Here is a 25,710-nt window from a genome sequence, read left to right on the forward strand (position 1 = left end):
AATGACAAAACATTCTTGATTAACCGTTAAAAGAAGTCATAATCACCTTTTACCGGTTCGTCAGCAGCGCTACGGGTAGGGTCTCAAACAACGTTTTAACGGGCAGTACACCGCCGTCCGATTCAATGGCTGATTCGGCCAGGCAACGGGTCCACTGCGCTGGCGCGTCAGCGGGTAGCACCAACTGCGTATCCTGCCAATCCAGCTCCATAATCGTTGTCCCCTGCTGCTGGCAGAGTTGCGCAGTATGCAGCGGTAAGATTACAATATACCAGCTTGATTCGTAACGACGGGCAAATGCCAGAACGTGGCCCCGGTACGTCCCCTCAATGGTCAGCGGCAGGTATTCTCCCTTCGCGAAAACGTCTGCATGTTCGTCACGTTCCTGCAGCAGGAACCGGGTTAGCCACTGTTTGATACGTCCATCCCAGCGCTGCTCCCACAGATCTGCCCAGATACGTTGGTCGCCAGCCTCCTGCCGGGAAATCAGTTCGTCGAGGTCGTTGCAAAGCCGGTCGAAATTCACGGGCCGTCGGTTATCAGGATCGACCAGACTCAGATCCCAGTTTTCGCCCCCCTGATAAACATCCGGTACACCTGGACAGGTACATTTCAGCGTCACTTGTACCAGCGAATTCGTAATGCCTAAATCCGCGATCTGGCGGTGATAATGCTGGAATCGGGTCCAGAATGGACGCTCTTCGTCAAAAAGCCCATCGACAAAGGTCGACACGGCGTCAAAGTAGTCGGAGTCTATTTCATATCCCGTCGTATGGCGTTTGGCTTCCTGCAAGGCCTTTTCTACGTACTGTTGCATCCGGTTCGGAAAATCATCCTCGTCCTGCTTCGGCATGGGGTAAGCTCCCAGCAGATTCTGATAGATAAAGTACTCATCGTTCTTATCCAACCGGTTTTCCAGGTGCATATCCGCGTTAAGATCCTGCCAAACCCGTACTTCCTGTAACCATCCGTCGGCTAACTCGGTCAGTACGTTCAGCCGCGCCCGAACATCTTCCCCTCGTTTGGTATCGTGGGTAGCTGTTGTGCTCTGCGCCAGCGGCCACAGTTTCAGACGATCCTGCATGATCTGGTGAAACCCATCCGTCGATAACCCGAATCGTTCGGGCGAGTCACCCACCTCGTTGTGTCCCACGAAGCAGTTGTATGTATACAGCAAGGTATCTTCGACGCCCTTCGCCATCAGCGGGCTGGTAAACTGCATGAGCCGTTGGTAAAACAGTAACGCACGCGCGTTGTAACTGGCGTCGCCTTCCTGCGGCTGAATCAGCAGCGCTTTTTCCAGTGCATCCAGCGCGTCGTTGAGTTCAGGTTTTGTTTCTCGAATGGACGCAATCAGCCCAGTGATGATACCTGCCTCCTCAACGGGCAACGGCATTTCGTTGGCGTAGTAGCGATACACGGGACATTGAATCAGCAGCTCGCCGATGGCAACTTTCAGATTTCCGGTCTGAACACTAGCCAGCGCTTCGTCGTCAATTATGCGCTGAGCCATGAAATACTGGTACAAATTTTCCAGCTCCCCCCCCATCCGCTGGTAAAGCATATACGCCTTACGGTAAGCGATTCGCGTCCGCAGGTCCGTATCCGTTTCAATCAGCGCCTGGTAGAAGTCCCGGAAAGTCTGTTCGTTTTTGGCATCAGTGAGCAGGTTGTTGACGTGCGCCAGAAAATCGTAGCCACTTGTTCCTTCGATCGGCCAGTCGGTTGGCAACGGCTCGTCGACCTGCAGAATTTTCTCGACAGAAATGTAGGCTTCCGGTCCGAGTAAGGTCCGTAGGCGTTCGAGGTATTGCTTTGGATCATACAGCCCATCGACGTGATCCACCCGTACACCCTGAAAGACACCGTCTTTGACAAGTTTGTCGGTCAGCTGATGAACCGCCATGAAGACGTTCTCTTCCTGCGTTGACAGACAGATTAACCCGTTGATGGTAAAAAACCGTCGGTAGCTCATAATCTGACGACTTTCCGGTTCCATACAAAACCGGTAATACTGGCTGTCGGCAATTTCCTCCAGTAACGCGGGATCATTGTTTACAGCGTTAATAGCGGCTTGCAGGCGACTTTCGAACGTATCGTTTTTCATCAGCGACGTCAGCTGCTGCTGAAATTCACGCCAGGCCTGAGCGTTTGCAACGGGTTCGTCGATGCGGTGAACCTGGCCCAACTCATCCAGCAGAACCTTAATACTATCATCCGTTGCCCCGGCGGCCTGGAATACCCGCTCGTAACTGGCTAGCTTCAGCGGCATGGAGTTACCACTCACCTGCAATACCAGCCGACCCTGATCGTAGGCCAGCACCAGATCCCCGTTGGCAATGGTTTCATTCAACGGAGCAGGCAGAAAAGCGGCCATGATCCGACCCTGAAAGAACGAAGTCGCCAGCGCCGTATCGAAGTAATTCGCGTAGCAGGACAGGTCTCCTTTCTCAAACACATCCATCAGCCACGAATTATTGGCGTGGTAAGCCATGTGGTTGGGAACGATGTCCTGCAACCAGCCCATGCCAGCTTCTTTTAGCTGACTGCTGAGGGTCCTCAGTTGCTCCTCGGTACCTATTTCTGGATTGATCCGATTTGGATCAACGCCATCGTAGCCGTGCGTACTCCCAGGGGTAGATTCAAAAATCGGCGATGCGTAAACAGTTCGAATACCCAGCTTCTGCAAATACGGGATCAACGTATCGAGCTTTGCCAGGGGAAAATCTTTGTTAAATTGAAAGCGATACGTAGCAACTGGGTTATACATGATGACTTGTGTAGATTAAAATCGATTCAGGTTGTACTAATACGTTTGCGCCACTGATCAGTGTTTCGGGCGCGGCCATAGCGCCCAGCCATTTCGGATCGGCGGAATCGAATAATAGTGACCAGGTATGCCCGTCGTCGGGCACCATCATGAGTTGGGCGATGCTGGCAAAGTTCATCAGACAGATCAGAATCGTTCCGTCCGCCCCGTTGCCCTGGTGCTGCCGTTGTAGCATCAGCGTCTGATGTACGTCGTCCACAATAACGGCCACCGACTCCCGGTCTGGATGCCGCAGCGCCGACTCTTTCCGAAGTTTCAGCAGCGTCTGGTAATAGCGGAACATGACCTGATGCGTGGGCTGATCCAGGCGACTCCAGCTCAGTTTCGACTGCTGAAATGTTTCTTCTGCCTGCGGATCGGGGGCTTCGACCGTTGTTTGAAAGGCTGCGAACTCGGCTTTACGTCCCTCCCGAACGGCTTCGACCAAATCAGGGTCCGAATGGCTCACGAAATACATAAATGGATTTTGCTCGCTCCACTCCTCACCCATAAATAACATCGGCACATACGGACTACTGAGCACAGCTCCGGCCATTAGTTTCTGCATGGAGAAGCTAACTAGTTGGCTGGGCCGCTCACCCAGCATCCGATTGCCAATCTGATCGTGATTCTGCGAGAACACAACGAACTGCTGGCCGGGATACCCCTTCGTTGGGCTCCCTACGATGCATGACCGGCGGGGCATGTATAGGCCATCGTATACGTAAGCGTCCTTGTACGATTTTGCCAGGTGGTTGATACCATTGTAATCAGCGTAGTACCCGTGGCGCTCTCCCCCGGCCGTTACGCGCAGGGCATGGTGGAATTCATCGTTCCACTGCGCATCCATACCGTATCCCTGATTTTCGAGCGGGCTGATGTACCGGGTTTCATTGAGATCCAGCTCGACAATCAGGTGGTGCGGCTTACCCGTTTCCACCATCAGGATATCGACGTATTCCTTGATCTCACGCAGAATGTGTTTGTCACTCTCGTCGCGGATAGCGTGAACGGCATCCAGCCGTAACGTATCGATGTGGAAGTCCCGGAACCACATCAGCACGTTTTCAATTACATACCGCCGAACGCTGTCGCTGTAGTCGTCGTCGAAGTTGACTGCTTCGCCCCAGGGGGTCCGATACTTAGCAGTAAAGTAAGGGCCATAAGCGGGCAGATAATTACCTTCGGGACCAATGTGGTTGTAGACAACGTCGAGAATTACGGCCAGCCCTTTGCCGTGGCAGGCATTCACCAGGCGCTGCAAACCGGCGGCACCACCGTAGGAGTACTGTACCGCAAACGGAAAAACACCATCGTACCCCCAGTTACGTTCGCCCGGAAACTGCGCAACGGGCATAATTTCAATCGCATTAATACCCAGTTCTACCAGGTAATCCAGTTTGCTTTCAATACCAGCGAAGGTTCCTTCAGACGTGAACGTGCCCGTGTGCAGCTCGTAGAGCAGATAGTCCTTCAGGGGTATACCCTGCCAGGCGTCATCAGTCCACGCAAACGCGCTGGTGTCAACAACCTGCGAGGGACCATGTACCCCCTGCGGCTGGGCCATCGAAACCGGGTCGGGCAGGCTGCGATCCTTATTCAGAATAAACGTGTATAGATCTCCGACTTTGATCTGGCTGGTCGTTGTTTGCCAGTAGCCCGGCACTTTATTTTCGAGCGGAAGAATCAGATCGCCATCACGGAGCCGAATGTCCACGGTTTCGGCATACGGAGCCCAAACCAATACACGGGCTTCACCATCGGGCGCAAACGTAACGCCCAACTGACGCTGGTCAATTAGTTGTTCCAATTGTTGCATAAAACGGAATGGAGTTTCAGATTTTCAGTGATCCTCTAAAAAAAGAACCGATTGACAGCGCTTCTGTTAGGATAAAAACGGAAAAACTGGCTTACACCCTCTCTGAGCCACGAATGGCAGGCTGTCTACCTAGCCCCCTATTTCTCCACTAGGCCGCTGGATAATAATCACTTTTCCTACAGGCCCGTTCTACTGCATATCAGTTAAATAAAAAACCTGTTTGACCGATATGCTAGCTGAACCCAAAAGTTTTACCGATAAGATGGCTTCGCTGCCCGAAACCCGCGTGGTAACGCTAACCGTTAACGGCACCGAGCATCAAGTAAAAATTGCCCCCTGGACAACCTTATTGGACGCACTCAGGGAGTATCTCAATCTGACAGGCACCAAAAAGGGATGCGATCATGGCCAATGTGGCTCCTGTACGGTGCTGGTCGATGGCAAACGAATTAATTCCTGCCTGACGCTGGCCGTGATGAAAGAAGGCGCTGACATCACGACTATTGAAGGCCTGGCCGACAATGACACCATGCATCCCCTTCAAACGGCCTTCATCGAACACGATGCTTTCCAGTGTGGGTACTGCACACCCGGGCAAATCTGCTCGGCGGTGGGGCTGATCAACGAAGGACGTGTGCGTACCACCGCCGACATCCGTGAGCTAATGAGTGGTAATATCTGCCGCTGCGGTGCTTACCCGCACATTGTCGATGCCATTAACGAGGTGCTTCAAGTTCCTAAAAAAGCTTAACCCATGAATAGTTTCTCTTACTCAAAACCGGGTTCCGTGGCCGACGCCGTGGGCGAACTGACGACCGACGACCGGGGCAAGTTCATCGCGGGCGGTACTAACCTCATCGATCTGATGAAGGAAAACGTTGAGCGCCCCGACCGGCTGGTTGATATCAATCATCTCCCTCTAGCCGCTATCGAAGATACCGAAGACGGTGGCCTGCGCCTGGGGGCCCTGGTGACCAACGCGGATACGGCCTACCACGAGCAGGTCGAAAAACGGTATCCGCTGCTAGCGCAGACGATACTAGCAGGTGCCTCACCCCAGCTGCGAAACATGGCGACGAATGGTGGTAATCTATTCCAGCGTACCCGCTGTTATTACTTCTATGATACGGCGACGCCCTGCAATAAACGGGAACCGGGTTCAGGCTGCGGGGCCTTTCACGGCTATAATCGTATCCATGCTATTCTTGGTACGAGCAACCAGTGTATCGCTACGCATCCATCGGATATGTGCGTTGCGCTGGCAGCTTTGGACGCTACAGTACAGGTGTCGGGGCCCAACGGCGACCGTACCATTCCCATTGCTGATTTTCACCGCTTGCCCGGTGACGAACCCCAGTACGACAACACGGTGCAGCCTGACGAGTTGGTAACGGCTATCGACCTTCCAGCCAAAGGTTTTTCCGAATACCACACGTACCTGAAGTTACGTGATCGGGCCTCGTATGCGTTCGCGCTGGTATCGGTAGCCGCTGCGCTGGAACTGGATGGCGATACGGTAACCGACGCGCGTGTAGCCCTGGGCGGAGTAGCCCACAAGCCCTGGCGCAAACCCGAAGCCGAAGCGTTATTGATCGGCAAGACGGCGACGAAAGAAAATTACCAGCTTGTGGCCGAAAAACTGCTGGAAGGCGCCAAAGGCTTCGGACACAATACGTTTAAGATCGAACTGGCTAAACGCGCCATTGTCCGGGCGTTGGGAATAGCTGCTAAACAGGAACCAACCGAATGAGCAATCTAATAGGAAAAGGCGTTAGCCGCGTTGACGGCAAAGCTAAAGTTACTGGCGCGGCCAAGTACGCGGGCGAATTCAACGTGCCTGATCTGACGTACGGCTACGTCGTGTCGAGTGCAATTGCCAAAGGGCGGATTGTCCGGATTGACGATAGTAAAGCGATGGCGTTAGAGGGCGTTCTGAAAGTGTTTACGCACGAAAATCGACCTCAGACCGCCCGTTTTGACTTCCGTTATAACGACCAGGATGCTCCTCCAGGATCACCGTTCCGGCCGCTGTACGATGACGAAATCAAATTCAGTGCCCAGCCCGTAGCGCTGGTCGTTGCCGAAACGTTTGAAGTGGCCCGGTTCGCGTCTACCCTCATCGATATTACGTACGAAGAGGCCGATCACGACACGGATCTGCTCGTCAATCTGGAAAAGGCACACAAACCCAAGTCGGGGCTGGCTAGTCTGCTCAAGCCACCACCGCCAAAACCAAAAGGAGACTTTAAGCAGGCCTACCGGGAAGCCCCCTTCAAGATGGCGTCTACGTATGTCCACGCCGTTGAGCACCACAACCCCATGGAGTTGTTCACGACGACGATCACGTACGAACAGGGTGATAAACTGACTATCTACGACAAAACGCAGGGCGTCACGAACAGCAAAATGTACGTAACGCAGGTGTTTGGCCTGTCGGGCGACAAAGTTCGGGTTATGTCGCCGTACATGGGCGGTGGTTTTGGGTCCGGTCTGCGGCCGCAGTACCAGTTGTTTATGGCCACGATGGCGGCCCTGGACCTGAAACGATCGGTCCGGGTTACGCTGACCCGCCAGCAGATGTTTACGTTCGGGCACCGTCCCAATACGGTTCAGCATATCGCGCTGGGCGCAACGGACGAAGGAAAAATGAACGCCATTTTTCATGATGCCGTCGCCGAAACGTCGCAGATGGAAGATTACACCGAAGTTGTTGTCAACTGGGGTGGTATGCTTTATCCGGCCGAAAACGTGACGCTTGATTACAAACTTGTTTCCCTCGACGTGAACAGTCCGCTCGATATGCGGGCGCCGGGTGGGGTAACGGGTATATCAGCCTTAGAGTGTGCGGTCGACGAGCTGGCTTATAACGCTGGTATTGATCCGCTCGAGTTCCGGCTCATGAACTACGCCGAACGGAACGAGCTGGAAGACAAACCGTACTCCAGCAAGGAGCTTCGGGAATGTTTCCGGCAGGGAGCCGAGCGATTTGGCTGGTCGAAACGAAGCCTTGAACCTCGCTCCATGAAAGACGGGCATAACCTCATCGGCTGGGGGATGGCCACCGGTATCTGGGACGCCAATCAGATGTTTGCCAGTGCCGAAGCGACGCTTACCGTCAACGGCAAACTGCGGGTAACCTGTGCCACGGCTGACATCGGTACGGGAACGTATACCATCATGACGCAGATTGCCGCTCAGACAATGGGTCTACCCATGGACGATGTTATCTTCCGACTGGGTGACACCGACATGCCTTTTTCACTCATTTCGGGTGGGTCCTGGACGGCAGCTACGGTCGGCTCCGCGGTGAAGAAAGTTTGCGAAGAACTCAGCAAGAAGCTCTTCAAGCTGGCGAAGAATATGCCGCATTCCCCATTCGCCAAAGTGAAGTTTGAGGACGTTGTCTTCGTGGATAAAACCATGCGGTTAGCGTCAGATGCGTCAGTTGCTATTTCGTTACAGGCGATCGTCGATCAAAACGGCGGTCGGGCCGTAATGGAATCCGCTACGTCGCTGCCCAATTTGCTGAAGCAAAGCAAATTCGCCCGCTCTACGCACTCGGCGGTGTTTGTTGAGGTAAAAGTTGACGAAGACCTGGGAACAGTAAGCGTTACGCGGGCGGTCACGGCCGTTGCTGCCGGACGTATCCTGAACCCAAAAACCGCCCGGAGCCAGATTATTGGTGGCATGGTGTGGGGAATCAGCAAAGCGCTGGAAGAAGAAACCGTCCTAGATCACAACATCGGTCGGTTTATGAACCATAGCCTAGCTGAATACCACGTCGCCGTCAACGCCGATATTCACGATTTGGACGTCATCTTCGTGGAGGAGCACGATGAAATTATTAATCCGCTCGGCGTAAAAGGTGTCGGTGAGATTGGTATCGTTGGAATGCCAGCAGCCATTGCCAATGCTATTTTCCACGCAACCGGCAAGCGGATCAATGAGATGCCAATTACGCTGGACAAAATTATCGGCTAATACCTGAGGAAACACAACCGGTCGTTAACGGAGTAACGTATTGATGTTACTCCGTTAACGACCGGTTCTTTATTGACGATCTAGTTCAACGGCCAGGTTGGCGTATACTCTGGCAGACTCCCAGCCGATAATCGCTTCTTTTCGGGCGCTCCCCCAGTGATAGTTGCCCAGGTCTCCCGTGGCTTTAATTACTCGATGGCAAGGAATCAGGAACGCTACGGGGTTGCTCCCGATGGCCGTCCCGACAGCCCGATAAGCCGCAGGATTAGCTGTTTTGCTGGCAATATTGGCATAGGTAGCCAGTTGACCGGCCGGTACGTTCAGCAAGGCCTCCCAGACTTTCAATTGAAAGGGCGTTCCTTTAAGGTGTAATCTGACTGAGCCAGGGTCTTCCCCACCATGCTTAAACACGGCCAGTGCCGCTGTATGCATCGCGTCGGCCTCCCTGACAAACCGGGCGTTGGGAAACTTCGCCTGCAAACCCAGGAAAGCGGCTTCTTGCCCGGCATCGGCAAACACCAGATAACAAATCCCCTTAGGCGTTGATGCAACGATGACTTCCCCAAAGGGCGTGTCAACGAAGCTGTACTTGATAGTTAATGCTTCGCCCCCGTTCTTGTACTCACCGGGGGTCATGCCGTCAACTTTGACGAAAAGATCGTGCAGCCGCCCCGTTCCCGACAGGCCGGTTGCATCAGCCGCTTCTGCCAGCGTAGCCCGTTGTTTCAGAATTTTACGGGCGTGGTCAATGGTCAAGTATTCCAGGAATTGCTTGGGGGTAACACCGGCCCATTCTTTGAACAGACGCTGAAAATAAAAGGGACTCAGATTGACCTGTTCGGCCGCATGATCCAGTGAAGGCTGCTCCCTGAAGTTTTTCTTTAAATAGCTGATGGCCTCAGCTATTCGCTGGTAATTAATTGCCTGTTGCGTCTCCATAGCTGGCTTCGTTATGAAACCAAAAATACCATCGGACCCAAGTCTTCGAAACCCGTTTCTTGCTCAGTTAACTAGTCTTCACAGATACGTTTCGGCTTTCCGCTCATCTTGGGAAATAGACTTTCTACACTGTCCTCACTGGGTATCATGCGTGAGCAAACTACGCCGTATTACAGGTTAGTGGTAATCTATTAGCTAACCCGCTAACATAAAAGCATCCCTACCAATAGGAATGCTTTTATGTTAGCTCTGTAAGCACAGAGGCAACGAATACGTAACCCCTACGCCATAACCTGGCCCATTTTCATAGCGATACCCATATCGCCTTTAACTTTGAGTTTGCCCGACATGAAGGCCATCATAGGGTTCAGATTGCCCGTTCCCATTTTCACTAAATTATCCACACTAACGTGCAGATCACAGTCGGCGGGCTTGTCTTCGTTCGAAACGGTCACGGGCGACTGGGTAGCATCGATGTAAACAATTCCCTGATCGGTGACGAGTTTGGCAGTCGCATTTAGAGATTCAGCTTTAGCGGCTTTGGTACGGATCTGATCAGTTAATTCCTGTAAGGTCATATTATTTGGGGTTTGCTACATGAAACTATGTCGCTAAAATAAGGTTTTACCGGACCGCAGACAGGCACTAATTCAATAATAACCGACTTATTTTGCGTATTAAATCGGCTAATCGGCCTTACTATGCGCTCTCAATTTCTGACTATACTCTGCATCCTGACGTTTATTGGCTGTGCCATTAGCCTGGTCGATGCCATGGTTTCTCTTACGCAAACTCAGGCCGTCGCCGAAACCACGTATGTCAAGCCTAACTACACGCCCGAAGAACTCAAGAGCCGACCTAAGCAGTATTTTGAGGATCGTTCGTCTGGCGACCAGCCCATGCCTGAGGATACCGACGAGATTCGATCATTAGCTGTTGCGCAGTTGGTCTACGCTCTGCTGACGCTCGTTGGCGCCATTCTGATGTTTAATCTGCGCCGAATCGGTTTCTGGGTTTACGTAGCTGGCGTTGTCGTTGGTGCGATCCTGCCGATCGGTTTAGCCGGCATCGGGGCCATCAACACATCGTTTGGCGTTGTGTTCAGTTTTCTGTTCGTGGGACTCTACTGGCTCAACGTCAAGGACATGCATTAATCGGCCAGTGTTAGCCCCAGCGCGGCTAACTTACTCCGGGTCGTTACGTAGTCAGTGTGCTGAATACAGTGCATCCCCTGCGTCCGGGCCACCTGCACGAACATCAACCGATCGTCGATATAGGCCACCTGTTCCGGTTCGACCTGCGCAATGTCCAGGGCCAGCCGGTACAGATCGGCGTCGGGTTTGCGAAGATGGGCATAACAGGACGACACAAACGCATCGAAGAACGTATCGAGGCCAAATTTCCGGATTCGGTGCGCGTTGATTTCCCGTCCTTCGTTATTCACGGCCACTAGTTTCAAATTATGTTGCTGCCTGAGCTGCTTCATCAGGTCGATCATATCCGGAAACGGCTGCGACTGCTCCATGATGAAGCGAGTCAGTTCCAGCGGAGAAAAGGAGCGCTTTTCGTAAAAGACAATCCGCTTCAGGTAGTCATCCAGCGTCAGTTTACCGGACTCGTACGTATCAAATGTCAGATGGTGGCGTTCGTCGAGCTGCGCGTAATCCAGATTGAACAGCTCGGCCGCGCGCCGACGGGCGTGCCGGTCCCAGCCGTTCGTCAGCAGCACCCCACCAATATCCAGGAATAAGGCTTTGATTGGTTGATTATCCACTAGCAGTAGCGAAGATGATTTATTTCTTCAACCAAAAGTCATTGCTTAAGTTTTGCCTTTACTATGGCTATTCACTCGTTCATGAAACCACTTCTAGTTACTTCGGCCTTTTTCTGCCTGCTGATTCTGTTAAGTTCCTGTGGGAGCAATCGCTCCATTATACGGGGCAATCTAAGTGATAGCTTCTGCGACCCAGCACTGGCCTACACTTACGATTCGACGTATCTGCCCCGGCCCTCCATCCAGCCCTTCCTACAGGCCAACCCGATATTACGTCAGCGGTACAGCCAGCACGATCTGCTGCTGGCTAACGCAACAGGCACCTTGTCGCTTTTACGGGAATTGCACCAATTAGAAACGAACTCATCCGTCGATACGCAGCAGGAGCAACTCACGAAACGACAGCAGATTCTTCACCGATTACTTCTGGCCTCCACCGAGATCTCCAGTTTAGCCGCCGAACTGGACTGCGAAGGTGAACGCGCCGACCAGCTGGCCGAGTACCTGGACCAGCGCGATGACCGTCGGGTACGTCGGCTGACGATTCTATCGATTGTTGTCGGTGCCGTAACGACCGTAGTGAGTACGCTGATTCAGGCTGATACACCCGACAAGGTGATTGGTATTGGGGGCGGGGTAGCCAGTGCGGCCCTGGGTGGACTGGCGGCTTTTTCCTCGCAGCAAACGGTATCCTATCAGCACCCCCGCAATCTACTGACCGACGTCTGGAGGCAGCGTAAGGCCTCATCGGTCTACCCGCCTTTTGTCTGGTACGTGCTGAACGAACCCGCTTTCAGCAACAGTGGCCAGCGATCCATCAGCGCCAATATCCGGCAGCGGTGGCTTGAGTACGTTCTCCCCCAGCCCAGCCCAGAACAGGAAAAGCTTTTCTTCGGTACGGGCGGAGCTTACCAAGCCGACGATCTGCACACGCGGGCCAATATGCTGAATCAATTGCAGTCGTCCGTGCGCTCCATCGATCAGAACTTACAGGGACTTATCCTGACACTCTCGAATTAATTTCGGCCTGATCATCACTTATTTCTGACGAAATACCATTTACCGGAAACATAATAACTAATAGATTAGTTGTAAAACTAACACATTAGTAATACCTTGCTCCCACTATGGAACTTCGAGAACTTACCAAGGCTGAAGAAGAGATTATGCGTGTCCTCTGGCAGCTGAAAAAAGGCTTTGTCAAGGACGTACTGGCCGAACTGCCAGAACCGAAACCTGCCTATAATACGGTATCAACCATCATCCGGATACTGGAAAAGAAAGGCATGGTGGATTACACGGCTTATGGAAAAACGCACGAGTACTACCCGCTTATTACGGAAGAGGCTTACCGACGTTTCCAGACCGAACAGCTGATGAGCAATTATTTCGATAATTCGCTCAAAAAACTGGTCTCGTTTTTCGTGCAGGACAAAAACATCAGCCTGAACGAGGCCGACGAAATCATCAAGCTTCTTAACCACAAAAAAGACAAATGAACGCGCTCGACTATCTCCTAAAAGCCAACCTATACGGTCTGCTGTTCGCGGGCTGTTACATGCTGCTCCTGCGTCGGCATACCTTTTTTGGCCTGAACCGGGCCTATCTGCTCGCATCAGTCGTTCTGTCGCTGGTTTTGCCACTGGTAACCTTGCCCAGCCAGGCTCCCGAGACACTACCGATTCCGACGGGTGTGCTTACGCTTCCACCAGCGGCCGCACCCGTTGAAACCGGACCGGATTGGGGGGCTTGGGTGTACGCTGCCGTTTCGCTGATGCTTCTGGTAGTATTGGCAACCCGCGTTCTGGGTCTGTTACGGATCATCCGGCAATCGCCAAAAGTGAGTCACGATGGCTACACGCTGGCCTTACCGACCGATTCGACGATTCCGACTTTCTCCTTTTTTGGGTACGTTGTACTGAATCCCGCCGATCGCGATAATACGCTGATTCTTCGGCACGAACTGGTTCACGTTCGCCAGTGGCACAGCATTGACGTGCTGGCGCTGCAGTTGTTACGTGTTGTTTTCTGGGGATGCCCCGCACTCTGGTTACTGGAACGGGCGCTCCGGCAGGTGCACGAGTTTCTGGCCGATCAGCAGGCCTCGGCGCATGAACAGAATTACGCCCGTCTGCTAGTCAATTACAGTTTCGGGCTCCAACCCGTGTCGCTGGCTAATGGCTTCATCAACCCGTCGCTTCTCAAACAACGTATTCAGATGCTTCAGCAACGGGCGACTAGCCGCTGGGCGTTGGGCAAATACGTCCTGATTGCTCCGCTGGCGTTGAGTTTGCTGGCGATGACAACCGCGCGGGACGAGATAGCCGAAGTCGTCATCAGTCAAACGACAAGCAACGCGAAGGTTATATCCGGAAAAGTAGTCAGCGCCGTCGATGGGAAAGTCCTGCCGGGAGCCACGATCATTGTTAAAGGTGTAGAAAGGGGCACAACGACAGATGCAAAAGGCGAATACAAAATCAATACATCGCCATCGGAATCCCTGATTTTCAGTTTTGTTGGCTTCAAATCTCAGGTTATCAAAGTGGCCAATCGATCTGTCATCAACGTAGCCCTGGCGATGGAATCTCCGGCTTCCAATAAAAAGAAAATAACGACCGCTCCCGATACTAAGCAGTCTAAATTACGCACGCCTATCGCTTATGATAATAGCAAAAACGCTCGTTTCGGTCTCTACAACGATGCAAACCCTCGTACGTTTCCCCTACCCGATTCGATACGAAAAACAAAGGTCTCGGTGCATAACCTTTCAGGCGCAAAGCCTCTGTACATCATCGATGGCGTTGAGCAGCTCGGTCAGGGAATCGATGCGTTAGACAAGAATACGATTGAGTCGATTGACGTACTGAAAGGCGACCATACCGCTACGTATGGTGTAAAAGGTAAAGACGGAGTAATTCTTATAACCACGAAAAAGAAATGAGCCCCTTCCCTTATTTCCTGACCGCCAGCCTCTGCCTGGTTCTGTTCTACGGCTGCTACGTGCTGTTCCTACGCCGAAACACGTTCTTCGGCCTAAATCGTGCTTACCTGCTTCTTGGTATCCCGGTATCCCTACTGCTACCGCTGATCGAGCTACCGACCCAGGCCGCCAAATCCTTACCTATTGGTACCGTTACGTTACCTGTGTTCAATGTGGGTACGCACGAAGCGCCGGCAACGGATAGCTTTTCGCTGGATCAGTGGCTATGGCTGGTATACGGGATTGGCGTTGCCGTAATGCTCATTCGACTGGCCATTAATTTACGTAACGTTTTGGTGCTTATCCGGACGGGCACGGTTGAGTCATGGAATGGGCTCCGACTCGTTCAACTCCCTGACGATACGACGCCATCGTTCTCGTTTGGCCGGTATCTGGTACTGAATAAAAGCGATTCGATGTTCCGACCAGAGATGCTGTTGCGCCATGAGGTTGCCCATATTCAACAGCGTCATACCGCCGATGTCCTGTTCGTCGAGTTGGTACGTGCGGCCTTCTGGTTCAACCCCGTACTCTATTTCTACAAGCAGTCGCTTCAGGAAGTCCACGAGTTCCTGGCCGATCAGGCTGCCGTCGGCCGGGCGATTGATGCCCCCGATCCATCGTCCGACTACGCCCGACAACTGGTTGCTTACGCACTCCAGGTATCACCCAGTACGCTTATTACGCCTTTTGCCTCCTTATCAACTCTTAAACAACGTATCGTTATGCTACAAAAGCCCGCGTCCAATCGCTCTGCGCTGCTACGCTATGCGCTCGTGCTACCCGTTGCTGCCCTCCTCATCATGTGTACCCAGCCCGACAAGGAACTGGTTCAGGTAGAGAAAAAGAACGATGTCATCATCGACATTCCGAAGGCTAATCAATTTAAAGGTGTGCAGGGTGAAGTGTACACCGTCGTTGAAAATCAACCTGAGTTTCCAGGTGGTATGGCAGCACTTGGCAGCTACTTAGAAAAAAATCTGAAGTATCCAATGCCCGCTCAGCGTGCTAACGTTAGTGGTCGGGTATTTCTCAGCTTCATCGTGACAACCGCTGGCGAAATCAAAAATGTGGAAGTGCTGAAAGGCATTGGCTTCGGTACGGACGAAGAAGCCCTCCGCGTGGTAGCCGCCATGCCCCGCTGGAAACCAGGATCGCAAGATGGAGTACCGGTCAACGTCAAATATAACCTGCCTATCAACTTTGAACTGGAAGAAGGAGACACCGATCGCCGGATGAACGAAGATGTCCGGAAGACGTACACTTCATTCATTGTCAATGGTAAATCTGTTGGGTATGACGGTTACCAAAAGGCAATGCAGTACGTTACCGACATGGAAAAGAAGGGCTATAAGGTAGGCGTAGAAGGAAACTTCGACAGAAAAACCGGCGTCGCACAACTACAAGTTGATAAGTACAATCCTTGAGGATCATCATGCTTTATCCACCCTATTGAAACCTACAGTATTGATCCCCCTCAATCTCCAAACAACGTATTGCCATGAAACAAAATCACATTTCTAGTCGCTCGGCACTGTTACGTTATGTGTTCGCACTACCCGTTGCCGCCCTCCTTACGATGTGTACACAAGCGGAGAAGGATATTACTAAAGCCGACAAGAACAGTTCTCTGTCTGGCGATCAGGCCGTCCTGTCGTTCCCGGACAAGGTTCAGGGCGTTGACGGTACGGTGTATACCGTCGTCGAAGATCAGCCCCAATTTCCGGGAGGCATGCAGCAATTGGGAAGTTACCTATCGACTAATTTGAAGTACCCATCGGCCGCCGAAAAAGCCAACGTTGGTGGCCGAGTATTTGTCAACTTCGTTGTGACGAAAACCGGCGAAATCAAGGACGTCCGGGTGCTTAAAGGTATTGGCTTTGGCGCGGACGAAGAAGCCGTCCGTGTGGTAGCGGCCATGCCCCGCTGGAAACCAGGGTTACAGGGCGGCTCCCCCGTCAATGTGCGCTACAACCTGCCGATCAACTTTGCGCTCGAAGACGATAAATCTACTTCCGGAAAGAATCGCGCCGACGTAGATTTTCTGAAAGGCATTGATCATATCACGGTCAATGGCAAAGAAGTCACGAAGGAAGAGTTCAAAAAAGTAGATCCGAACGTCATTGTGCGGATGGACGTCAACAAAGACCAGGGCACCGTTGCCATTACAACAAAGTAAAGTGTCAACAGTCAGTTGCCATTACTTCGTCGGCGCGCCGTACGTCAGCTCAGTCAGCTTGACGGACGTACCAAATGGTTTGCGTTTAATACGTACCTGAAACAGGTTATCAAAATCATCCGATCCGATTTTCGTAAGCGAGGGCTGGGCATCCAGCCCTTTTACGATTTCCAGAATCGTGTTGCTGTGCCCAACCACCAGCACCGTTTTCCCCTTGATGACGTTGATACGCTGCGTGACAGCGCTGATTGGCTTGGCCGGGTAATCACGCATAGGAACCGATAAACGCTTGGCCAGTGGTTCAGCCGTTTGCCGGGTTCGTCGGTAGGGTGTTGTGAAAATGGAATCGATGGACTCGTTTCCCAATTTATCCGCCAGCGCTGCGGCCCGTGTGAATCCCGCCGGACTCAGATCCGTCGAGTCAGTTTCGGATACTTTCTCGGCATGACGTACTACATAGACAGTCGTGGTTGAACAGGCACTCAGACAGAGTAGAGAAAGCAGGCAAATGATAGATTGGCGCATAGGTAGCAGAGAAATGTTGGCAAGGTAGTTACAGTCCGGATACAATTTATCACGTAACATTTTTGCGTTTGTCAGGATCAATTACCAACTTTGCCTATCAATCTAGTAGCTTGATAGATATTTAACACCAGTACAGTAACAGCCGATTTGAGTTAATTCTTTACTAATCAGAGAATTTTCAACGAAATAGCCGGTGTGTGCGGTTAAATCTTCGCTAACACGATGTACCGATAACCCACTGTATTTGCCGCATCTATTAAACTACTAAGTCAATAGAATAAGTAAACAATGGTATTTATGACGCTCGAATTCACGAATGAACTAGGCGATATCCGCCCCGTCCAAGTAAAGCCTCGCCATAAATCAAACGCAGTTTCTCCATTAGTCACGGGCGACACGGCTCCATTTTTTAGTCTGTCGAGTGCCGGTGGAGAATGGCGTTCTTCCTTATTTAATCACGCTCAGCCCGCTACGTCGGTTTCGTTGCTGGGTCTGGTCGCGACCAAACCGGTAGTCGTTAGTTTTTACTGCCCTTGCTGGGGTGCTTACGCCGAACCCCATCTGGACGCCCTGATTCAGTTAAACGATGAGCTACAGAAAAGCGGAGCTGAGTTGATCGTACTGTCTAACGAGTCGCCCAAAGCGCTGCAACGCCAGGGCAAAGCAGTCGACTTTTTGTTTGCTTACGATGCCGATTGGCAGGTTGCGCGCCAGTTTGGAGTATATAGTGAAGACAACCCTATATGGGATCGGGTATCAGGGATTTCTGAAGAAGCTTTTGTTCCGGCGCTGTACGTCGTTGGGCCGGGTCGCCAGATTATCTACCATGAGATCGACGAAAACTTTGATTCGCTCCTGGATACGGAAGCCGTTCTGGAAGCTGTTGACTCCGTATCAGCAGCGACACCGGATTTGGTAGACACGGTCCCGTTTAATCCTTATTCGCTGGGATTTTTCGGTCTGTGGCTGGCAGGCCTGATTGCAGCGGTCGCTGCGTAGCCCGCCCCTATATAGCGTAAAGGCTTGCTAAAGCGAGCGCCCTGTTTTCCTTTTCTAAACTATGTAGCTATTTCATGATCTCGAAGAAAGCAAAATACGCGATGAAGGCCCTGAAAACCCTGACCGAAGAATACGGCCGGGGCCCGGTGTTGATTGCTCAGATTTCAGCACAGGAAAACATCCCCCGGAAGTTCCTGGAAATCATTCTGCTGGAACTACGTAATCACGGTATTCTGCAAAGTCAGAAAGGAAAAGGGGGCGGTTATATGTTACGCGTTGATCCCGAACGGATTACGCTGGCGCAGGTACTACGGGTTATCGATGGCCCGATTGCGCCAACCCCCTGCGTATCGCTCAATTTTTACGTTCGTTGCGACGATTGCGAAGATGAGATAACCTGCGCCATCCGACCAATTATGGAGCGGGTGCGCGACGCTAACCTGGCGGTTTACGAAAAAACGACGCTCAAGGCCTTTGTTCAACACGAACTAGTCCTCAACTAACCCGGCTTTTTTTGGGTGCTGACGCTGCCGTACGCAAAAACGTCCAAGCATTGGCCTTCGCTCAGCTATCTTTTGTTTTGTAAATCGAATTTGACCATAGCGTTCAGATTGGCTCATCCCCGACCTGAACGCTTTTTGATTTTTACTTGATTAGTTTACCCAGCCGGTGATCGAATGGCGTTTTGCTACCAGCATGTTTCGGCTGGTAATCACCCGTGATGAGCGGAATGCCATCACCCGTCGGCGGCTCTGAGCACCCGGATAAGAGGATTGTTCCACCCGATGCCATAAGCTTCCGTTGTGAATGGTCAATTCACCAGCTTGAATACCCCAGATTCTACACACTCAAGCTCCCGAAGAAAGAGCTGAACACCTTCCGGCTCAACAAATCACTTAAGCTGTATATATACATTTTTAGTAAAGAAAGCCACCTATTCGCAGTCAGAACGTCGTTTGACGACACGTGGAATTGAGACAACGCTATCATTCTTGATCTGTTTTCGGTGTTCAGCTCTCAAGAGTGCGAATCGAATACGTTACAGATAAAATATACAATCTACTAATTAAGTAGTTTGATAGCAATTAATAGTCAATACCTACTCTAATAATCTACTAGTCAGCTATTTACTGTAATCATATATCTCTGTAGAAGCCACATAAGAGAAGAACGTATGAAGGAAAAGTTCAAACGAATTTTCTCATATGATAACGCAAAATTTGTAACCATGGCCTAAATTTTGCTACCTAATAATCTGTATTTTTCTGTTAAAGGCTGCCTATCAATAGAAAACTGCTCCCGGCAATCCACCAAATACACAGTGGATTTCTACCTACTACTGACATCCGTGTATAGAGAGTACATGTCCACCGTATCACTAACTATCCTGAAAAAGCGTTCAGCTATGAACGTACCTTTCATGCCTCATATATGCCACAAGAAGCTTGTCGGCTTTCTACTTATTGTTTCATACTGGCTAAGTGCAAGCGTTGCAACCTGGGCGCAGACAGGATATATCTATCTACACAATAGATCTTTCAACGAAGAATCAGGCGTCAATTTTACGTACTCGGTATCGGGGGGGCCAACAACCGTTTCATCCCTTACGCTCAATGACCAGGCGACTACACTGACTCCGATCAGCGGACTGGGTGGAGGGGCCGGCGGTGGCCTGTGGGCACTGGCCGACGCAGCAGATGCCAACGGTAACTATGCCGTCTATTACCGCGCTCCCAATACAAGTGCCTGGGTATCCAGAACCGGACGTCTTTCCAACATTGATGGGGGGGCAACTGGTGCGCGGATTGGTATTGCAACAATTAGCAATCGTGGTTATATCTATTACGACAATGGAACGACTGAAACGGATGTAACTGGTAACTTATCAGTATCAGTTACCGATGTTTCTGACAACTGGCAGGGGATTCAATACGCGGTACTTAGCAATAATCAGGTATGGCGACGCTCTACCACCTCAACTAGCCCAGTCACTTGGACACTGGTTAGCGGCATTAGCGCACGCAGTGTAGACGCTATTCCCAATACAACAAATCAGTTCATTTATAAAAGTGTAACGACTGAAGACATCATTCGAGTTAACGGTGACGGGACGAGCACAAATCTTGGCTTTCCAGCTAATGCAGGGTCAGGAACTGAAATAGCGGCCACAGAGAACGGAACAATTTTCGCCAGATTTGGCGATTTTACGTACCGATATACGGGTACAGGCTGGGTTGTAGAATCAACGTCACAGCTCTTAGGTTTTTTGACAGGTGGCCCACTTTCGCAGATATGGGCCAGGCTACCTAATTTTGCGGGCGGCATGAGAGATCGGATATATTCACGCACAGAAACAGGTATTTTTCTGAGTGATGAGAACGTCCGAACCAGCCCAAATGACAACTCGGCGCTTATCGCTGTTGCCGCCGGTACCTATACGATAACAGAAGCTGCGGTACAAGGATGGGACCTTAACGGCATCACATTTTACGAAAGTCGCACGCCTTCTTCCTCTAATGTAGCCACAAATACAGCGTCGGTTGTAGTCAGTGCCGGAGAGGTTGTGCACGTAGTTTTTGAGAATGCTTTAGTGCAAACCACCCCTATCAGCAATGTGTGTAGCACGTCAGCTACGTTTACCGAAACGTTCGGTACAGGTACAGGATACGGAGGGCCACTGCTTGGGTTGACTGGGTACCACTATGCCTCTGGTGGATATGGTTTTGGCTATTACTCGCTGGCCAATACAACCTCGCTGATGGGTGGGTACGCGGGTAATTTCACAGATCATACTGGAAATACCAACGGACGAATGCTGGCAGTCGACGCTACCAGCGAACCAGGCGTTTTTTACCGGCGTCGATTCACAGGTCTGTTGACAGGTGGCGTTTATACGTTTTCAGCCTGGGCGATGAACGTTAACACACAGGGAGCTCCCGATCTCCCGAATATATCATTTGAAGTCTACGATCCCGATAGTGGTACACTAATCAGCTCAGGAAACTCCGGCAATATCAGTGCGGTCGGCGTCTGGCAACAGACAAGTCTGCTCTTTACGGCAAACCAGAGCATGGTCGATTTAGTACTACGTAACAACACCACAGGTACATCCGGTAATGACCTGGCTATCGATGATATCAGCTTTGGAGTTGCCATTCCTCAACCGACTGTTCAGAAAACCGACGCCACCTGCTCAACGGCAGGATCGCTTACTATTGCCTCACCAGTAAGCACCGGTTATGAGTATAGTATTAATGGCTCTACATATCAAACGAGTCCTGTCTTTACCAACGTGGCACCAGGTAGCTATTCAGTGACTGCTCGTTACACCAGTTCGACAGGTTGTGTGTCCCCCATCAGAGCCGTGACGATTGCCGTTACTAACCAGTCGTCTTTTACAACAGCGCTGACCAGCGCAACAATCACCAACGGCAACAGCGCGACGCTGACGACCAGCAGTAACGGCACCATCGGCAGTTATCGGTTCAGCACTGGCCTGACAAACACGACCGGAACGCTAATTGTCAGCCCGACAACGCTTGGTTCTAACCCATACTCAGTCACGGCAACCTCAAGTCAGGGTTGCTCGGCCACTGCCTCGGCGACGGTCACAGTTGTCGTAGCACCTGTACCAACCAGTTTGACTATCAGTGGGCAACCTAATCCCGGCGGCACCGTCGGCGTTGCTGTGCCGCCGATGAGCTTCACCGGCACCATTTCCAGTGGTACTATTTCTACCGTGCGCTACACCGAATTCCCCACCAACGTTAGTAGTATTACCATCGGCACGACCGTCTATACTAGTACCAATTTTCCCGCAGGGGGCGTCACGGCACCAGTTGGTACCAGTGTACTCATTGATCCCATTGATGGAGCGACAACAGCAACTATTCCCTTCCGCCTTATAAGCAGCGCTGGAGGAGAAAGTACGACTACCGGGACAGTTGGCGTACCCTTTTTAGTAGTAACCGACTTCTGCAACTCCCAGATTCTCTTCTTTAACGAAGACTTTGGCGCCGGAACCGGTTTTGGCCCGCCCTTTTCAACAACGGCGACGGTACCTGGCTATACATATAGGAATACGGATCCCATTAACGACGGACAATACGGCATTGTCAACAACCCTGACCAAGGAGACGACTTCGGTGGAGCTAGCAACAATGTATGGTTACATGGCCCTGACCACACAGGTAATCCTAACGGACGCATGCTGCTCATTAATGGGTCCAACCCTGGACAGACCGCTTACTCCCAGACTATAAACGGACTCACTATTGGGCGAGCTTATGCGGTACGTGCTTATATCACCAACCTTATTAATCCAGCTGTCATTCCTAACTCTGTCCTACCCAACCTCATCTTTCAAGTCACCAGTAGTGCATCGGCCAACAGTACTACCCTAGCCCAGAACAACACGGGTGATATAGCCACTACCAACACGCTAACCTGGATTCCGTACTCACTTAGCTTTACAGCCACTACTAATAGCGTCAATTTCCGACTTATTAGTAGTGCACCAGCCGCTAATGGTAACGACTTCGCCCTGGATGACATTCAGTTCTTTGAAGTCATCCAGCCCGTACTCAGCACGACGGCGATTACGTCGACTTGCCCCACTACCAGCGCCAGCCTTGCCGGTATAACAACCTCCAACCAGCCCGCATCCACCACACTCACCTGGCATTCTAGCGTCAGCGCCACCGCCGGAAACCGCATCGCCGACGTAACAGCTCTGACCTCGGGCACCTACTATGCGGCCTTCTTCGATGGCACCTGCTTCACTAAAACATCGCCCTTCGTGGTGCTCATCGTGCCCTGTGCCAATCCCGATGCAGGCTTGACCATCAGTGCGGGCACCAGCGGAACGGTCGTGGCCAACATCGCGGCCAATGATTTTGTCAACGGTCAACCTGCCACACTGGGCACTAACGGTAACGCCACAGTAGCTCAGATAGGTACCTATCCTACCGGCGTCACACTCAATACCACTACCGGTTCGCTTTCGGTAGCTGCCGGTACCACACCGGGTTCGTACACAGTAACCTATCAGCTCTGCGACAAGCTCAGCCCGGTTAACTGCACAACGGCCCTAGCTACCTTCACGGTTAGCCCGACCCTGTCTGGAACGGTCTACAACGATGGAAACGGATTGACCAACAACCTCATTGATGGTACCGGGACGAACGCAGGTGGCCTTTATGTCATTCTGACCAACTCAGCGTCAACGTCAGTGCTGGCCAACGCGCTTGTTAGCACCGCTGGTACCTACAGCTTCACTGGCCTTACGGCGGGTACGTACTCCGTACGACTGAGCACAACTTCCGCTGTCGTGGGTACTACTCCGCCCGCAGCGTCGATTCCTAGCGCTTATACTTTCGTCGGCGAAGGCACTGCTGCGGCAGGCGACGGTACGCCCAACGGTATTACTGCCGTGACCCTGACGGCCACGGCCAGCCTGACCAGTGTCAATTTCGGCCTTGATCAGATACCCGTTTCCACATCAATCACCCTCACATCTCAGATCAACCCAGGAGGGTTAACCAGCGTAACGATTCCACCAGCCAGCTTCACTGGCACCGACGCGGACGGTTCGATAACGACGATTCATTTCACGGCTTTTCCGTCCAATGCCAACAGTATCACCATCGGCGGCACTACGTACCTACTGAACATTGGTATTGGTATACCAGGAACACTGCTGTTTCCTACCAGTGGTGGTGTCACTGTCGCAGCAGGAACGGCAGTAAGTGTTGACCCCATCGATGGTAATGTGACTGTAGTGATCCCATTCCGGGTTATCGACAATGCTGGCGTGGAGAGTACCACAACCGGTGCCGTTTCGGTACCCTTTACCGGACTGTCCGTAACGGGTACTATTTTCAACGACGGTAACGGCTTATCCGACAATACGATCAGCGGTACAGGCACGAACGCCGGCGGCCTGTTCGTTAATTTGGTCAACACTTCGGGCAACGTAGTCGCCTTTCAGGCTGTACCTGCTACAGGCGTTTACAGCTTCACCGGCGTTGCCGCTAGCACCTACAGCGTTCGACTAAGCACCACCACAGCCGCTATTGGCAGCACCGCCCCAACGGTCAGCGTACCAACAGGCTGGACATTTACGGGAGAGGGAACCACGGCCGCTGGCGATGGCACGCCCAACGGTATCATTTCGGTCACAGTGGCCACGGCGAGTATAACAAACGCCAATTTCGGCCTCGATCAATTGCCCGTACCTACCAGCAGTACGCTGGCCGCTCAGGCTAATCCCGGTGGTACTAACGCCGTCAGCGTCCCCCCAGCCAGCTTCACCGGCACGGATGCCGATGGTACTATCAATGCGATTCGATACACTACCTTCCCTACCAACGTTACGTCATTGACTATTGGCACCACTACGTACACTTCCTTTCCGGCAGGCGGAGTAACTGCGGCCGCGGGTAGTGCGGTGCGTATCGATCCTGTTGACAGGGCTGTCACGGTCAGCATCGACTTCCGGGCCATTGATAATGCAGGACAGGAAAGTACAGCTACCGGTACAGTCAGTGTCCCGTTCACCTACGTCATAACGGCGAATCCCGACGCGGGCACCGTCAGCGCCGGCACGGGTGGTACGCCAGTAGCTAACGTAGCGGGCAATGACTTTGTCAACGGACAAGCCGCTAACCTGACTACCAATGCCACCGTCAGCCCGCTAGGCACCTATCCTACCGGCGTCACACTCAATACCACTACCGGTTCACTTTCGGTGGCTGCTGGCACCGCCCCGGGCTCCTACACGGTGGCCTATCAGCTCTGCGACCGACTCAGCCCGCCCACCTGCGCCACCGCACTGGTCAGCTTCACCGTTACGCCAGGTATTGGCGGTACCGTAGTGAATGATGTCAACGGGCTTACCGATAACACAATCAACGGAACCGGTACCAATGCCGGGGGCTTATTCGCCATTCTGATCAATAGTGCCAACACCGTCGTCGCATCGCTCAGCGTTTCGCCGGCGGGCCTCTACCGTTTCGACAATGTTGCTCCCGGCATTTACGGCGTACAGCTTAGCACCGCGGCAGGAACAATAGGTAGCGCCCCACCAGCCATTAGCCTTCCTACCAACTGGACCTCAACGGGCGAAGGAATAACCGCTGCTGGCGATGGTCTGGCGAACGGTATTACATCAGTCACCGTCGGTAGTGGCGAAGTCACTGGTGTCAACTTTGGGGTTGAGCAGTTACCTACGTCAATCTCGGCTACGTTGGCGGCTCAGGCTAACCCGGGCGGTACCAACGCTATAGCCATCCCTTCATCCAGCTTTGCTGGTACCGACCCCGATGGCACGGTCGTAGCGATTCGCTATGTAAGCTTCCCCACTAACGTCACCACGATGTACATCGACGGCGTTGCGTACACCTCGGTCACATTCCCACCCGGAGGAGTTACCGCAGCGACTAACGTCTCTGTTTATATAGATCCCGTTGATGGTACGGGGGGAGTGGTAATCCCAGTGATACCGTTCCGGGTCGTCGATAACGCGGGCATGGCAAGTGCTACAGTAGCTACGGTTACGGTACCGTTCACGTGTTACGTTGCTCTTTGCCCGCCAGTGACAGGTCAGAAAATAATGATCAGATAGCCCTGCTTAGCCAGTCATCAGCATACTAAAGCGGGATGCTCCAGATAGATTTACCTGGGGCATCCCGCTTTAGTGTAAGCT

General features: G+C 52.1%; 19 protein-coding genes. 12 read left to right on the forward strand and 7 right to left on the reverse strand.

The window, feature by feature from the left end; translation table 11 throughout:
- Nucleotides 1-49 precede the first annotated feature (49 nt).
- Nucleotides 50-2,770 (reverse strand): malto-oligosyltrehalose synthase, encoded by a 2,721-nt coding sequence (treY, locus tag ACYVAD_RS04125; RefSeq protein ID WP_461138189.1) that lies wholly within the window; start codon nucleotides 2,768-2,770, stop codon nucleotides 50-52.
- Nucleotides 2,763-4,628, reverse strand: coding sequence for a malto-oligosyltrehalose trehalohydrolase (treZ, locus tag ACYVAD_RS04130; protein WP_461138190.1), 1,866 nt, complete (start codon nucleotides 4,626-4,628; stop codon nucleotides 2,763-2,765). Before treZ ends, treY begins: the two co-directional genes overlap by 8 nt.
- Nucleotides 4,629-4,857: 229 nt before the next feature.
- Between treZ and ACYVAD_RS04135 the strand changes: the two genes are divergently transcribed.
- The 3 genes from ACYVAD_RS04135 to ACYVAD_RS04145 are packed head-to-tail and all read left to right on the forward strand — an operon-like array spanning nucleotide 4,858 to nucleotide 8,609.
- Nucleotides 4,858-5,379 (forward strand): (2Fe-2S)-binding protein, encoded by a 522-nt coding sequence (locus ACYVAD_RS04135; RefSeq protein ID WP_461138191.1) that lies wholly within the window; start codon nucleotides 4,858-4,860, stop codon nucleotides 5,377-5,379.
- 3 nt (nucleotides 5,380-5,382) lie between these two features.
- Nucleotides 5,383-6,378: an FAD binding domain-containing protein gene (locus ACYVAD_RS04140; RefSeq protein WP_461138192.1), complete on the forward strand. Its 996-nt coding sequence runs from the start codon at nucleotides 5,383-5,385 to the stop codon at nucleotides 6,376-6,378.
- Nucleotides 6,375-8,609, forward strand: coding sequence for a xanthine dehydrogenase family protein molybdopterin-binding subunit (locus ACYVAD_RS04145; RefSeq protein WP_461138193.1), 2,235 nt, complete (start codon nucleotides 6,375-6,377; stop codon nucleotides 8,607-8,609). Before ACYVAD_RS04140 ends, ACYVAD_RS04145 begins: the two co-directional genes overlap by 4 nt.
- A gap of 69 nt (nucleotides 8,610-8,678) precedes the next feature.
- Here ACYVAD_RS04145 and ACYVAD_RS04150 read toward each other — a convergent pair whose 3' ends face one another.
- Both ACYVAD_RS04150 and ACYVAD_RS04155 read right to left on the reverse strand, forming a co-directional pair.
- The gene (locus tag ACYVAD_RS04150) at nucleotides 8,679-9,548 is read right to left on the reverse strand and encodes a methylated-DNA--[protein]-cysteine S-methyltransferase (protein WP_461138194.1); all 870 of its coding nucleotides are present in this window, start codon (nucleotides 9,546-9,548) and stop codon (nucleotides 8,679-8,681) included.
- Between the two features lie 281 nt (nucleotides 9,549-9,829).
- A complete protein-coding gene (locus ACYVAD_RS04155) occupies nucleotides 9,830-10,126 on the reverse strand; it encodes an SCP2 sterol-binding domain-containing protein (protein WP_176564720.1) in 297 nt (98 codons plus the stop codon).
- Between the two features lie 123 nt (nucleotides 10,127-10,249).
- Between ACYVAD_RS04155 and ACYVAD_RS04160 the strand changes: the two genes are divergently transcribed.
- A complete protein-coding gene (locus tag ACYVAD_RS04160; RefSeq protein WP_461138195.1) occupies nucleotides 10,250-10,702 on the forward strand; it encodes a hypothetical protein in 453 nt (150 codons plus the stop codon).
- Here ACYVAD_RS04160 and ACYVAD_RS04165 read toward each other — a convergent pair.
- Nucleotides 10,699-11,322: an HAD family hydrolase gene (locus tag ACYVAD_RS04165; RefSeq protein WP_461138196.1), complete on the reverse strand. Its 624-nt coding sequence runs from the start codon at nucleotides 11,320-11,322 to the stop codon at nucleotides 10,699-10,701. The genes ACYVAD_RS04160 and ACYVAD_RS04165 overlap by 4 nt on opposite strands.
- A gap of 81 nt (nucleotides 11,323-11,403) precedes the next feature.
- On the opposite strand from ACYVAD_RS04165, the gene ACYVAD_RS04170 reads away from it, so the two are divergent.
- From ACYVAD_RS04170 to ACYVAD_RS04190, 5 genes are all read left to right on the forward strand, one after another.
- Nucleotides 11,404-12,342, forward strand: a complete 939-nt coding sequence (locus ACYVAD_RS04170; protein WP_461138197.1) for a hypothetical protein — start codon at nucleotides 11,404-11,406, stop codon at nucleotides 12,340-12,342.
- A gap of 107 nt (nucleotides 12,343-12,449) precedes the next feature.
- On the forward strand, nucleotides 12,450-12,821 hold the full coding sequence (locus ACYVAD_RS04175) for a BlaI/MecI/CopY family transcriptional regulator (protein ID WP_461138198.1): 372 nt from the start codon (nucleotides 12,450-12,452) through the stop codon (nucleotides 12,819-12,821).
- A complete protein-coding gene (locus ACYVAD_RS04180) occupies nucleotides 12,818-14,263 on the forward strand; it encodes a carboxypeptidase-like regulatory domain-containing protein (protein WP_461138199.1) in 1,446 nt (481 codons plus the stop codon). The genes ACYVAD_RS04175 and ACYVAD_RS04180 overlap by 4 nt, the downstream gene beginning before the upstream one ends.
- Nucleotides 14,260-15,729, forward strand: a complete 1,470-nt coding sequence (locus ACYVAD_RS04185) for a M56 family metallopeptidase (RefSeq protein ID WP_461138200.1) — start codon at nucleotides 14,260-14,262, stop codon at nucleotides 15,727-15,729. Before ACYVAD_RS04180 ends, ACYVAD_RS04185 begins: the two co-directional genes overlap by 4 nt.
- 74 nt (nucleotides 15,730-15,803) lie before the next feature.
- A complete protein-coding gene (locus tag ACYVAD_RS04190) occupies nucleotides 15,804-16,481 on the forward strand; it encodes an energy transducer TonB (RefSeq protein ID WP_461138201.1) in 678 nt (225 codons plus the stop codon).
- Nucleotides 16,482-16,502: 21 nt separating this feature from the next.
- On the opposite strand, the gene ACYVAD_RS04195 is transcribed toward ACYVAD_RS04190, so the two are convergent.
- Entirely contained in the window at nucleotides 16,503-17,006 is a 504-nt protein-coding gene (locus ACYVAD_RS04195; RefSeq protein ID WP_461138202.1) for a phosphoglycerate mutase family protein, read from the reverse strand.
- 297 nt (nucleotides 17,007-17,303) lie between these two features.
- On the opposite strand from ACYVAD_RS04195, the gene ACYVAD_RS04200 reads away from it, so the two are divergent.
- Together ACYVAD_RS04200 and ACYVAD_RS04205 are read left to right on the forward strand one after the other, a co-directional pair.
- Nucleotides 17,304-18,005, forward strand: coding sequence for a redoxin domain-containing protein (locus ACYVAD_RS04200; protein WP_461138203.1), 702 nt, complete (start codon nucleotides 17,304-17,306; stop codon nucleotides 18,003-18,005).
- Nucleotides 18,006-18,079: 74 nt separating this feature from the next.
- Nucleotides 18,080-18,508 (forward strand): RrF2 family transcriptional regulator, encoded by a 429-nt coding sequence (locus tag ACYVAD_RS04205; protein ID WP_461138204.1) that lies wholly within the window; start codon nucleotides 18,080-18,082, stop codon nucleotides 18,506-18,508.
- Nucleotides 18,509-18,650: 142 nt separating this feature from the next.
- Here ACYVAD_RS04205 and ACYVAD_RS04210 read toward each other — a convergent pair whose 3' ends face one another.
- Nucleotides 18,651-18,797, reverse strand: coding sequence for a hypothetical protein (locus ACYVAD_RS04210; RefSeq protein WP_461138205.1), 147 nt, complete (start codon nucleotides 18,795-18,797; stop codon nucleotides 18,651-18,653).
- 613 nt (nucleotides 18,798-19,410) lie between these two features.
- On the opposite strand from ACYVAD_RS04210, the gene ACYVAD_RS04215 reads away from it, so the two are divergent.
- Entirely contained in the window at nucleotides 19,411-25,629 is a 6,219-nt protein-coding gene (locus ACYVAD_RS04215) for a beta strand repeat-containing protein (RefSeq protein ID WP_461138206.1), read from the forward strand.
- The last annotated feature ends 81 nt before the right edge of the window (nucleotides 25,630-25,710 follow it).

It is taken from the genome of Spirosoma pomorum, assembly GCF_054776615.1.